We start from the raw sequence: 11,971 nt of genomic DNA, 5'->3' as shown, positions 1-11,971 counted from the left end.
AGTTGTCGTGGGTGTGCATTGCGGGGTTGCCGGCCAGCGGCCGGCACTACCGCCTTGTTGGCCTGACCCCACCCGGCGTCTGTGGGACAATAGGCCGCCCGCAGTTCCGCGGCCGCCTCCCGATTCCGACAGAACCATGACGCAGCCTACCCGTCGCCAGTTGGCCAACGCCATCCGCTTCCTCGCCGCCGATGCGGTTGAAACCGCAAAGTCCGGCCACCCCGGCATGCCCATGGGCATGGCCGACATCGCCGAAGTCCTCTGGAACGACTACCACCGTCACAACCCGAACAACCCGCAGTGGTTCAACCGCGACCGCTTCGTGCTGTCCAATGGCCACGGCTCGATGCTGCAGTACGCGCTGCTGCACCTGAGCGGCTATGACCTGCCGATCGAGCAGCTGAAGGCATTCCGCCAGCTGGGCAGCCACACCGCTGGCCATCCGGAGCGTCACGAGACCCCGGGCGTGGAGACCACCACCGGTCCGCTGGGCCAGGGTTTCGCCAATGCCGTCGGTTTTGCCTTGGCCGAGAAGCTGCTGGCACAGCGCTTTAACCGCCCGGAGCTGGAAATCGTCGACCACCGTACCTGGGTGTTCATGGGTGACGGCTGCCTGATGGAAGGCATTTCCCACGAAGCCGCCTCGCTGGCCGGCACCTGGGGCCTGCACAAGCTGGTCTGCTTCTGGGATGACAACCACATCTCCATCGACGGCAACACCGAAGGCTGGTTCACCGACAACACCCCGGAGCGTTTCGAGGCCTATGGCTGGAACGTGGTCCGTGGCGTCGATGGCCACGATCCGGAAAGCATCAAGGCCGGTATCGAAGCGGCCCTGTCGCAGGACGGCAAGCCGACCCTGATCTGCTGCCGCACCACGATCGGTTTTGGTTCGCCGAACAAGGCCGGCAAGGAATCCAGCCACGGCGCACCGCTGGGCAAGGACGAACTGGAAGCCACCCGCAAGGCGCTGGACTGGAACTACGGCCCGTTCGAGATTCCGGAAGAGATCTACGCCGGCTGGCGTGCTGGCGGTACTGGCACTCTGCGCCAGGCCGAGTGGGAGCAGCAGTTCGACAAGTACGCTGCGCAGTACCCCGCCGAAGCCGCTGAACTGACCCGTCGCTCGCATGGTGATCTGCCGGCCGACTTCGTCGCCAAGGCCGACGCCTACATCGCCCAGGTTGCCGCCGAAGGCCAGACCATCGCCTCGCGCAAGGCGTCGCAGCTGGCCATCGAGGCGTTCGCACCGCTGCTGCCGGAAATCGTTGGTGGTTCGGCCGACCTGGCGCACTCGAACCTGACCCTGTGGAAGGGCAGCAAGTCCGTCGCCACCGACGATGCCAATGCCAACTACGTGTACTACGGTGTGCGCGAGTTCGGCATGACCGCGATCGCCAATGGCCTGGCCCTGCACGGTGGTTTCATTCCGTTCGATGCCACCTTCCTGGTGTTCAGCGACTACGCCCGCAATGCCGTGCGCATGAGCGCGCTGATCCCGGCCCACGCCATCCACGTCTACACCCACGACTCGATCGGCCTGGGCGAAGACGGCCCGACCCACCAGCCGGTGGAGCATCTGGCCTCGCTGCGCTACATCCCGAACAACGACGTGTGGCGTCCGTGCGACGCGGTCGAGTCGGCCGTGAGCTGGAAGGCTGCGATCACCCGCCAGGACGGCCCGAGCTGCCTGGTGTTCAGCCGCCAGAACCTGCCGCACCAGCCGCGCGACGCCGAGCAGATCGCACAGATCGAGCGTGGCGGCTATGTGCTGGCCGATGCTGCCGGCACCCCGGACGTGATCCTGATCGCGACCGGTTCGGAAGTCTCGCTGGCGACCGAAGCGAAGGCGCAGCTGGATGCGGCCGGCCTGAAGACCCGCGTGGTCTCGATGCCGTCCACCGATGTGTTCCTGCGCCAGGATGCGGCCTACCGCGAATCGGTGCTGCCGAACGCCGTGCGCAAGCGCGTGGCCATCGAGGCCGGTATCACCGGCTTCTGGCGCCAGTTCGTCGGCCTGGACGGTGCGGTGATCGGTATTGACACGTTCGGTGCGTCGGCCCCGGCCGACAAGCTGTACCAGCACTTCGGCATCACCACCGCGCACGTGGTGGAAGCGGCCAAGGCGCTGTAAGCCGCGCTGCATGGAATACGGGGAGGCCGGCGCAAGCCGGCCTTTCTCGTTTGCGGAGCGAAACGAATCGCCCGCGCGTCAGTAGATCCACGCCATGCGTGGATAGGCGTTACATCGCGTCCCGCACGTCCATCAGCGCAAACCCCAGAAGATTCAATCCGCGCCACTGCGCCGGGTTGTGTGCGTCGGCGTGATCCTTGGCCAGGCCGATTCCCCAGACGAAATCCACCGGACTGGCTTCCACCAGTACCTGATCTTCCGTGGCGCGCAGGAAATCGCCCAGCGCCGCATTCTGCGAGAACTTGGCCCGATTGCCTTCGACCACCAGGGCGTAGCGCGCCTGCGCCCAGAGAGCCTCGTCGAAGCCCTCGATCTTCCGGCCCAGCGCTTTCACCTTGTCAGGCGTGCGGCTGGCGAGAACCTGTTCGAGGATGTCGGTGGCACCAAACAGTCGCGCTTTGCCGGCCATCATGAAGTGCTCGGCGGTGGGGTAGTGCACGCCGTCGATGTTGAAACCTGCGTCGTACCACTGGCTGAAACACGACGCCGCCACGCCCGTGCGCGGCGGCTGGTGGCCCCAGAAGCAGAGATAGCGCAGGTGCTCGCCATCGGCTTGGCGGCGTTGCAGGTCATGCAGGAAACGGGAATCGTTGTTCATCCGCACAGGATAGCGTGCCGCGCCACTGCGGTAGGTGCCAACCTTGGTTGGCACTGATCGTTATCCGCCGGGCATGGCCCGGCGCTACCATCCGCGCGATTACGCGGTGCGCGCCAGGGCCAGCCTCAACAAACGTGCATTGAGCCGTTCGCCGAAGTCCTTGGGCGACTGCAGTTCCATCCGCTGCAGGTACACCGCGTCGCCATCACCTGCAGGCTGCCACAGCGCGGCCCACACGGTGCGCAGCTTGCTGCCGCGCGTCTGCGTGTTCGCCTTCAACCAGCCCAGCGCCTTCACCAGCACCTGTTCGATCTCGGTGAAGTCGCTGCCCAACGGGTAATCGGGCAGGGTGCCATCGTTGCGGAACGGCGCCAGCGCCGCTGCCAGTGCCTGCGGTTTGTTGCGCTGCTGCCGCTGCGCATCGGGCTGTGCAGTTGCTGCCAGCTTGCGCGCCGCGAAGGCCTGCTGCAGCAGCGCGCCCTGGAATGGCGCCTCGGTGATTGCCGCCATCGCGTGCACGCAGTCGTCGTCGGTCAGGCCGCGCACATCGGCGATGCCGTACTCGTTGAGATAGATGTCACGCAGGTGGCGCGGAATGGTCGTGTGCCCGTAGTTCCAGCGCACATTGGAGTCGCGCTGGCCCTTGTCATCGCGCGCGGCGCGGAACATCAACACACTGCGTGCTTCCGGCAGCGCATGCGCCATCGCCACGAAGTTGTACTGGCCGCCCACACCGGAGACTACGCGTCCATCTTCCAGTGCATCGGACACCGCTGCGCCCAGTGCGGTGGCCATCATGCAGGAATTGAAGAAGCGCGCGTGCCGGCGCTGCAGGCGTTCCAGTGTTTCGTTGCCGCCGTACAACTGGTTGATCTCGCTGATGCGGCGCATGCCGATCGCCCGGCATTCGTCCTCGGGCAGGGTGCGCAGCCATTCGTAGAATTCGGATGAGCCCAGGTAGAACGCGCCGTGCAGATATTCGCCCTCCGCCTCCAACGTGGCGTGATCGATGGACAGCGTGCTGCCGTTCTCGATGCGCTGCATCAACGCCAGGTCATCATGCACCTTGCGCTTGATCACGCCGGTCTGCACCAGCCGGCGGAAGCCCTCGTTGAGCATTTCGCTGCAGCCGTACAGGCCGATCTCGAACGGCTCCAGCCCGCCGATCTCCTGTACCAGCGGATGGCTGGCAAGTTGCGGGTCCAGTGCATCCAGCACGCGCCGGTAGCGCGCGTTGTCGGTGTGGCGCAGTACCAGTGCATGGCTGAGTGCATCGGCCAAGGTGCCGATGCCGATCTGCAGCGTGCCGCCGTCGCGCACCAGGGTGCTGGCATACAGGCCGATGGCGTAGTCGGCGTCGGCCACCGGTTGCCGCGGCAGCCCGAACAACGCCGGATACGGTGCTGGCGGGGTGATGACCAGATCGAAGAAGGACACGTCGACCGTGGCCGTGCCGCCCAGATACGGCAGCTGCGGATCGATCTCGGCAACCAGCAGCGGGCGCGGCAGGCCGCGCGCGGTCATCGCGTCCAGCGTGTCCTGGGTGATGTCGTTGTTGCACGACAGCGAAAGGCGCCGGTCGTCCGGGCGCATCGCCACTTTCTGCACGATCACCTGCGGCGCGCGCTGGGCCACGGCGTCGGCAGCGTGGGTGTAGTTGAGGCTGGTGTAGCTGGACTGCGCCTGCCGCGAACCGAGCAGGGCACCGGACTGCATGTAGAACTCTTCCACCTGCACGTGCGCTGGCAATGCGTCGCGCGCGATCGCATCGGCATAGGCCAGGCGCGGGAAGTCTTCACCGAAATGGCGGGACGCGAACGGCGCCATGAAGCGCGCTTCCAGGCCGTCTCCCTTTGCCTGCGGCGGGTTCAACGACAGCGCGGTATACAGCTGCAGCGGCCGCGACGGGTCCTGTTCCACACGCGCATACAAGGCGTTGAGCAGGCGGTGAGGTTTGCCCAGCGCCAGCGGTGCACCGATCCGCAGCGGCCCATCCACGCGCGCGAACAGCCAGTCAACGGCGGCGTCGAGGTCGGTGAGGTGTTCGGTCATCCGGGGCGATCCTGCTTGGGGGGAGTGCTGGCATTACAGCATGTCGGGCTTGAACCGCCGTCGACGCGAGACTTCGGCGCCGGACACCATGAACCGGCCATCGCCGCGATAGTGCACCGTCCGTGGCAGCTTCGGCCGCGGCGCCACGTGTGCGCGCACGATTTCCCAGATGAAGAGATTGCTCGATTCGACCTGGCTGTCGTCATGCAGGCGGCACTCGAAACTGGAATGGCACTGGCCTACCAGTGGTGCCCCCACGTCCCGCGCCGGCACCGCATCCAGGCCGAACCGTTCGAACTTGTCCACGTCGCGGCCGCTGCAGTTGCCGATGTCGACCACGGTGTCCAGCAGTTCGACTCCCGGCACGTTGATCACGCACTCGCCGCTGCCGCGGGCCAGGCCGAAGCTGTGGTTCTCGTTCCACAGGTAGGTGGCCACCAGTGAGGGCGAAAAGCCCATCACCATGTGCCAGCCCATCGTCATCAGGTTGCGCTGCCCCCGCCACGCGGTGCTGACCAGCACGATGGGGCCGGGTTCGAGGAAGCGGCGGGCCTGCTCGACCGGGAAATCACGCTTGCGCAAGGGCTTCATGCCGGTACCTGCGATGGAGGCCCTTCATGCTGGCGCAGGCGCGATGAAGTACCGGTCGAGGGCTTGACAGTCGGTTCGATTACGCGCGTAATCAAGTCATCGATTACGGATGTAAACCATGACCCCGATCAGCGAAGCAGAGGCCGTAGTGATGGAGGTACTGTGGCAGCAGGCACCGCGCACCGCCGATGAGGTCGTGGCGGCACTGGCCCACCGCAACTGGGCCGAGCCGACCATCAAGACCCTGCTCAACCGCCTGCTGACCAAGGGCGCGATCGCCGCCGAGCGCGATGGCCGGCGCTATCTGTACCGGCCGCTGCTGCAGCGCCAGGCATGGGTGCAGGCGCAGAGCCAGGACTTCCTCGGGCGTGTGTTTGAGGGCCGGGTGGCGCCGCTGGTGGCGCATTTCAGCGAACGCGGCCAGCTCAGCGCACAGGACATCGCCGAACTGAAGAAGCTGATCCAGGAGCTGGATGATGAATGAGCTGCTCGACGGACTGTGGCGGGCCAGCCTGTGGCTGGCGCTGGGCGTAATCCTGCTGGCGACGGTGCGGCCGCTGCTGTTGCGGCTGGGCGGCGCTGGAGTGGTGTATCGCAGCTGGTGGCTGCTACCGCTGCTGTTGGCCGCGCTGTTGCTTCCCCTGCCGCAGGTTGCGTTGTTGCAGCATGTGCCGACCTTGCCGCTGAAGGTGGTGCCCGAAGCAGTGGAGGGCCTGCCTGCGTCATCTCTGCAATGGCCCTTGCTGCTGTTGTTGGTGTGGGCGCTGGGCGCGGCCGTCTGCCTGTTGCGCGACCTGCGCGCACAGCGCCGCTTCGAACGTGGCATGGGCGGCCTGCAGGCACGCGCCGATGGCAGCTGGCAGGCCAGTGGCGATCCCGGGCTGCCGGCGCTGGTGGGCCTGTGGCGGCCGCGCATCGTGGTCGGCCCGGATTTCGACCGGCAGTTCAGCGCGCAGGAGCAGCGCCTGATCCTGCAGCACGAGCGCAGCCATCGTCGCAATGGCGATCACTGGGCCAACGGCGTACTGCTGCTGGCGCGCGCGGTGTTCTGGTTTCACCCGCTGCTGCCCTTCGCCGCACGTCGTTTCCTGCGTGACCAGGAACTGGCCTGCGATGCCCGCACCATTGCCCCGCAGCCCGCGCTGCGCGGCCTCTACGCCAGCACGCTGCTGAAGGCGCAGCTGGTCCACCCGGTTGCGCCGGCGGTCTGCCACTGGCGCAGCCAACCTGTGTTGAAGGAGCGTATCGCCATGTTGAAGCAGTCCAAGCGGAAGGCATTGCCGTGGGTGTCGGGTCAGGTGCTGGTGGTCGGGTTGTGCCTGGGGATGGGGGCGGTGGCGTGGGCGAGCCAGAGTGGCGCAATGGCGGTCGGCCCAACGGTGGCCGTCATGGATCGGGAGATCCGGGTCGACAAGATGCCACCGCCGAGCTACCCGAAGAGCGCGTTCGAGCAGAGCCAGACAGGCGTGGTGGTGCTCCGCGTCGACGTTGATGCGCAGGGTGCTGTCAGCGATGTGCGTGTAGTGAGCGCCACCAATCCGGGCGTGTTCGAAGCGGTATCGATCGCAGCAGCGCGAAGCTGGACCTACCGCCCGGCGCTGAAGAACGGCAAGCCAGTGGCGGGCGCCGTGCGCATTCCGATCACCTTCGCCATGGATGAGAACGACGACGTGACGGAGACCACCAGGTGATGCGCTTTGCACTGCTGATGGCAGCGGGGATGCTGGCGGGCTGCGCCACCCAGGAACGGCTGAGCACCGTCGACACCCGCAATGAAAGCGTTGGCCATCAGCGCCTGCATGCGGAAGGAAAAGGCGGCAGCGGCCAGGTGCAGGCGTACACACTGGGTGCAACCGAAGGCTATCGGATGCCGCAGCTGTATGTGGCGCCGGATCCGCAGATCGGTGATCGTGACCCGCGTACCGAGCTGGCGCCGACCACGATCTGCCTGCAGGTGGTAATCGATGCCGACGGCGCTGTCGAGCGAAGCCTGGCGCTGGTAGACCGCAGCGAATGCGCTGCAGGCGCGGCAAGCGAGAATGCGCCTCTGCTGCAGGCGGCGCAGGATGCGGTGGCGATGTGGAAGTATTCACCCGCCGCCGTATGCCACTTCGCACCCGGCAAGGTGCCGAACGACCGTGGCGACTGCGAAGGCGCCGAGCGCGTTGAGCCAGTGCCGGTGAGCCTGCTGTATGCATTCACGTTCGAGATCGTGAAGGGCCAGCATGTGGTGCGCACGCAGGGCAAATGACGCCGCGTCATTCCCGCCGCGATGAAGCGACCGTGCGGCCCTTACGCCCCGCCCTGGATGTTCGCCTTCACCGCCGGCTGCATCAGCGTTGGCTCTGCCAGCGTCGCATCACGCGCCTGACGCACGCTGACAAATTCGGCTTCGGCCACGCCCTCATGCACGTGGATGTTGTGCGCGCGCTGTTCGCCGATGGTGGTTTCGTTGGCGAAATCGCGGCCGCCCGGGCCGTAGTCGTGGCAGACGAACACGCGGGTGGCATCGGGCAGGGCAAGCAGGCGCTGGATCGAGCGGTACAGCTGCGCGGCGTCGCCGCCGGGGAAGTCGCAGCGCGCGGTGCCGCCATCGGGCATGAACAGCGAGTCGCCGGTGAAGACGGCATCGTCGATCAGATAGGCGATGCTGTCGCTGGTGTGGCCGGGGACGGCGATGATGCGCCCCTGCAACTCTCCCAGTGCAAAGGTCTCGCCGTCGGCGAACAGGTGATCGAAGATCGCATGTTGATCGGGCAGCTGCAGGCCATAGCGCGGTGCGAACGTGGCCTGCACCGCGCGGATGCCTTCGCCGATGGCCAACGTCGCCTGCGGGAACCGCTGCTTGAGCCGCCGCCCGGCCGACACGTGGTCGGCATGGGCGTGGGTTTCCAGCAGCCAGCGCACGTGCAGCTGCTGCTGCGCGATGGCATCGAGCATCGCGCGCACCGGTGACTCGCTGCTGGCGTCGGTATCCGGGTCGTAATCCAGTACCGGGTCGATCAGCGCGGCCTCCCTGCTGGCCGGGTCGCTGACCAGGTAGCTGAAGGTATTGCTGTCACGGTGGAAGAACGATTGCACCTGGACCGACATCGGATACTCCTCAGCGTGTGGCGAGCACGCGGTTCAGCAACTGCGCCAGATTCTCACCCGCCAGTCGCAGCTGCGCTTCGGCCACTGGCCGGTAACGCGTGGTGTAGTCGTCGCCGATCTTACGCGAGGCAGGGTAAACGCCAGGTTGCACGGAAATGCGGCAGCTGGCTTCGGCCCAGCTGACCGGGTCGCGCTGCGGGTTGGACTGGCGTGCCAGCTTCGGCGCCGGCAGCGCGCGCAGCACCGGCAGGTAGCCGGCATCGTCGACCTTTCGGGTATTGAGCATGCCGCTGTCCCACAGCGAGTGCAGGTTGGTACCGCGGTTGCCGAACTGCAGCTGGAAATCGTTGCCGCCCTTGTCGTGGCCGTAGCCGGCGTGCATCGGCTGATGGATGTCGCCGACCAGGTGCACGACGAACTTCAGCGCCTGCAGGCGCTCGCCATCGGTCAGGCTGCGGTCGCCGAGGATCGCGCTCTGCGCCTTCAGCGCTTCGACGATGCAGTTGCCGCTCTTGCAGTGCTTCGGCGCCTCGTAGTGGCAGCCATCTTCGGCGATGTTGACGTAGTGCCAGCCGGCCGAGCGACGGCCCAGGCCGGGGTCCTTGGCGCGCAGCTGGTCGGCCCAGGGCGCGATGCTGGCGAGGGTGGCGCCGGGTTCGGTGGCCAGCAGGCGGTCGACCTCGGTGCGTGTGGTCGGGTTGAGGCGGCTGTCGGCGACTTCGGCGACCAGGCGATGGCCTTGCGCGCCCCAGGCGTGGGCGGGTGCGGACAGGGTCAGCAGGGCCGGCGCGAGGGCGGCGGCGAGGAACAGGGAGTGCAGTGCTTTCATCCGCTCATTCTAGCCAGCGGGGGAGATGGGTGGTTGATGGAAAGCGGCGCGTTCATTGTCGTCGGGGCGTGTGCGGCCGGGGCAGGCAGTGCGGGACACGCCGTAAACCCATCCATGGGGGCTCGATGGCGCCATCCATGGCGCCAACGGTCCCGCTCTGCCAGCCCCGGCCGCACACCTCCAACATGGCCGCGTTGGCGGATGCAAAGGTCAAATGCAGAATCAGAATCAAATGCAGGATCACATCCTGCGGCGCGCGAAGCATCCGGCCGATAGCAACTGCGCCATGCGGATGCCGGCTTCTGCTTGCGCTTGCGCGCGCGCGGAAATGAGAGGGGCGGGACGGGTGAATTGCTCAGGACCGTTCGCCGCATGGATGCGGCGATCGAGCCTACAGGGATGTATTTACGGCGTGTCCTGAGCAATTCACCTGCCCCGCCCAAACGCAGCTCCACGCTCTGCAACAAAAAAGCCCCGGCACACACATACCGGGGCAACATGCTGCGAGGGTTTTGCCTGTAGCGGGGGAGCGGGGGCGAAGCCCCCGCCAAACAACCCCTTAGAACTTGAAGACGTAGGACGCGCCGTAGACCAGCGGATCGATGTTGACCGTGCCGATCTTCTCGCCGTCCAGCTTCACCTTGCTGTCGATGTCGATCCAGCGCATGTCCACGCGCAGGGCGCCCTTCTCGCCAATCGCGAAATCGATGCCCGCATGGGCGGCCAGGCCCCACGAATCCTGCAGCTTCAGCTTGCTGCTGGCCAGCGCGCCGGTGGTGTCTTCGCTGAAGAAGGTGGTGTAGTTCAGGCCGGCGCCGACGAACGGCGACACCTTGCCCTTGCTGTTGAAGTGGTACTGCAGGGTGACCACCGGCGGCAGCTGCTTGGTGCTGCCCACGCGGCCCAGGCCGTTGATGTTGATGTCGTGCTTGAACGGCAGCGCCGCCAGCACTTCGATGCCCAGGTTGTCGGCGATGAAATACTCACCGGTGATGGTCGGCTTGACGTCGTTGTCGACGTCGACCTTCAGGGTGCCACCGGCCAGCCAGCCGTTGTTCGACTTCGGGGCGACCTGGTGCACGCCGGCGGAAATGGTCCAGTCGCCCTTGGACTGGGCCATGGCCGGGGCGGCGGCCAGCGACAGGGCGGCGGCCAGGCTGGCCACGATCAGGGGGGAGTTCTTGCGCATGGGGGTGATCTCGTTGCTGGGTGGATGTGGCCAGTCTCGGCCTCACGCCGCGCTAACGCTTTGATCCGGATCAAATCCTGTCCGGCCGCCGTCCCGGGGCCAGCCTTGGCCGGCGGTGGTCAAGGCCGGCCTGCTAGACTTGTGGGCCCTATCCACCCCGCCGCACCTGTCGCGGCTGCAGGAGCTTGAGAACATGGCAATCAAGGTTGGTATCAACGGTTTCGGTCGCATCGGGCGTAACGTCCTGCGCTCGGCGGTGCTGAACTTCGGCGACGACATCGAAATCGTGGCCATCAACGATCTGCTGGAGCCGGATTACCTGGCCTACATGCTCAAGTACGACTCCGTGCACGGCCGTTTCAAGGCCGACGTAGCCGTCGATGGCAAGGATCTGCTGGTCAACGGCAAGAAGATCCGCCTGACCCAGGAACGCGATCCGTCCAACCTGAAGTGGGACGAAGTCGGCGTCGACGTCGTGCTCGAAGCCACCGGCCTGTTCCTGGACAAGGTCAGCGCGCAGAAGCACATCGATGCCGGCGCCAAGAAGGTCATCCTGTCGGCACCGTCGAAGGACGACACGCCGATGTTCGTGTTCGGCGTGAACGACAAGACCTACGCCGGCCAGGCGATCATCTCCAACGCCTCGTGCACCACCAACTGCCTGGCGCCGCTGGCCAAGGTCATCAATGACAAGTGGGGCATCAAGCGCGGCCTGATGACCACCGTGCATGCGGCCACCGCCACCCAGAAGACCGTCGATGGCCCGTCCAACAAGGACTGGCGCGGCGGCCGTGGCATCCTGGAAAACATCATTCCGTCCTCCACCGGCGCAGCCAAGGCTGTCGGCGTGGTCATTCCGGAACTGAACAAGAAGCTGACCGGCATGAGCTTCCGCGTCCCGACCTCGGACGTGTCGGTGGTCGACCTGACCGTCGAGCTGGAAAAGGAAGCCACCTACGCCGAGATCTGCGCCGAAGTGAAGGCACAGAGCGAAGGCGCGCTGAAGGGCATCCTGGGCTACACCGAAGACAAGGTGGTTGCCACCGATTTCCGCGGTGAAACCCACACCTCGGTGTTCGATGCCGACGCCGGCATTGCCCTCGACGGCACCTTCGTCAAGCTCGTGTCGTGGTACGACAACGAGTGGGGCTACTCCAACAAGTGCCTGGAAATGGCCAAGGTCGTCGCGGCCAAGTAAGGCCTGCGAAGATCGTTGCGCGAACCCCGGCCTGGCCGGGGTTCGTCGTTTAAGGGGCCCGGCCTGACGTAGCATGGGCCCGTCGACCGCCGCCATCGTGGCGCGCGGGATCGCATTGGAAGGCGAGGAATGGAAGCACTCTTGGTCCTGGCAGTACTGGTCCTGCTGGCGATACCGCTGCTGCTGGTGGTGGCGCTGGTGATGATTGCCGGCCTGCGCCGGCGGGT

General features: G+C 66.0%; 11 protein-coding genes. 5 read left to right on the top strand and 6 right to left on the bottom strand.

Features of this window, described 5'->3' with window-relative positions:
* Positions 1-136: 136 nt before the first annotated feature.
* Positions 137-2,134: a transketolase gene (gene tkt / locus AC27VL_RS19410; protein ID WP_100460210.1), complete on the top strand. Its 1,998-nt coding sequence runs from the start codon at positions 137-139 to the stop codon at positions 2,132-2,134.
* Between the two features lie 109 nt (positions 2,135-2,243).
* On the opposite strand, the gene ybiA is transcribed toward tkt, so the two are convergent.
* From ybiA to AC27VL_RS19395, 3 genes are read right to left on the bottom strand one after another with little or no spacing between them, the layout of a single operon-like run.
* Positions 2,244-2,846: a riboflavin biosynthesis intermediates N-glycosidase gene (gene ybiA, locus AC27VL_RS19405; protein ID WP_346580175.1), complete on the bottom strand. Its 603-nt coding sequence runs from the start codon at positions 2,844-2,846 to the stop codon at positions 2,244-2,246.
* A gap of 45 nt (positions 2,847-2,891) precedes the next feature.
* Complete coding sequence (locus AC27VL_RS19400) at positions 2,892-4,844, bottom strand: acetyl-CoA hydrolase/transferase C-terminal domain-containing protein (protein ID WP_488767955.1); 1,953 nt, start codon at positions 4,842-4,844, stop codon at positions 2,892-2,894.
* A 33-nt stretch (positions 4,845-4,877) separates the two neighbouring features.
* Complete coding sequence (locus tag AC27VL_RS19395) at positions 4,878-5,435, bottom strand: flavin reductase family protein (RefSeq protein ID WP_346580177.1); 558 nt, start codon at positions 5,433-5,435, stop codon at positions 4,878-4,880.
* Positions 5,436-5,553: 118 nt separating this feature from the next.
* Here AC27VL_RS19395 and AC27VL_RS19390 point away from each other — a divergent pair, with 118 nt between their 5' ends.
* Genes AC27VL_RS19390 through AC27VL_RS19380 form a run of 3 tightly spaced genes read left to right on the top strand, consistent with a single transcriptional unit; the run spans position 5,554 to position 7,686 of the window.
* Positions 5,554-5,919, top strand: coding sequence for a BlaI/MecI/CopY family transcriptional regulator (locus tag AC27VL_RS19390; RefSeq protein WP_100553432.1), 366 nt, complete (start codon positions 5,554-5,556; stop codon positions 5,917-5,919).
* Positions 5,912-7,126 (top strand): M56 family metallopeptidase, encoded by a 1,215-nt coding sequence (locus AC27VL_RS19385; RefSeq protein WP_488767953.1) that lies wholly within the window; start codon positions 5,912-5,914, stop codon positions 7,124-7,126. Before AC27VL_RS19390 ends, AC27VL_RS19385 begins: the two co-directional genes overlap by 8 nt.
* Positions 7,126-7,686: an energy transducer TonB gene (locus AC27VL_RS19380; RefSeq protein ID WP_488767958.1), complete on the top strand. Its 561-nt coding sequence runs from the start codon at positions 7,126-7,128 to the stop codon at positions 7,684-7,686. Before AC27VL_RS19385 ends, AC27VL_RS19380 begins: the two co-directional genes overlap by 1 nt.
* A 41-nt stretch (positions 7,687-7,727) precedes the next feature.
* On the opposite strand, the gene AC27VL_RS19375 is transcribed toward AC27VL_RS19380, so the two are convergent.
* The 3 genes from AC27VL_RS19375 to AC27VL_RS19365 all read right to left on the bottom strand — a co-directional run bounded on the left by AC27VL_RS19375 (position 7,728) and on the right by AC27VL_RS19365 (position 10,546).
* Positions 7,728-8,528 carry an MBL fold metallo-hydrolase gene (locus AC27VL_RS19375; RefSeq protein WP_205406312.1) on the bottom strand — a complete coding sequence of 267 codons (801 nt, stop codon included), beginning with the start codon at positions 8,526-8,528 and terminating at the stop codon, positions 7,728-7,730.
* A gap of 10 nt (positions 8,529-8,538) precedes the next feature.
* On the bottom strand, positions 8,539-9,357 hold the full coding sequence (locus AC27VL_RS19370; RefSeq protein ID WP_488767951.1) for a S1/P1 nuclease: 819 nt from the start codon (positions 9,355-9,357) through the stop codon (positions 8,539-8,541).
* A gap of 559 nt (positions 9,358-9,916) precedes the next feature.
* Positions 9,917-10,546, bottom strand: a complete 630-nt coding sequence (locus tag AC27VL_RS19365) for an OmpW/AlkL family protein (RefSeq protein ID WP_100553427.1) — start codon at positions 10,544-10,546, stop codon at positions 9,917-9,919.
* 193 nt (positions 10,547-10,739) lie between these two features.
* Between AC27VL_RS19365 and gap the strand changes: the two genes are divergently transcribed.
* Positions 10,740-11,744: a type I glyceraldehyde-3-phosphate dehydrogenase gene (gene gap / locus AC27VL_RS19360; protein WP_025874252.1), complete on the top strand. Its 1,005-nt coding sequence runs from the start codon at positions 10,740-10,742 to the stop codon at positions 11,742-11,744.
* The last annotated feature ends 227 nt before the right edge of the window (positions 11,745-11,971 follow it).

The organism is Stenotrophomonas sp. 14P6.2.3 (assembly GCF_057799055.1).
The sequence above is the reverse complement of the archived record's forward strand: the minus strand, read 5'-3'. Positions and strand labels throughout refer to the sequence as shown.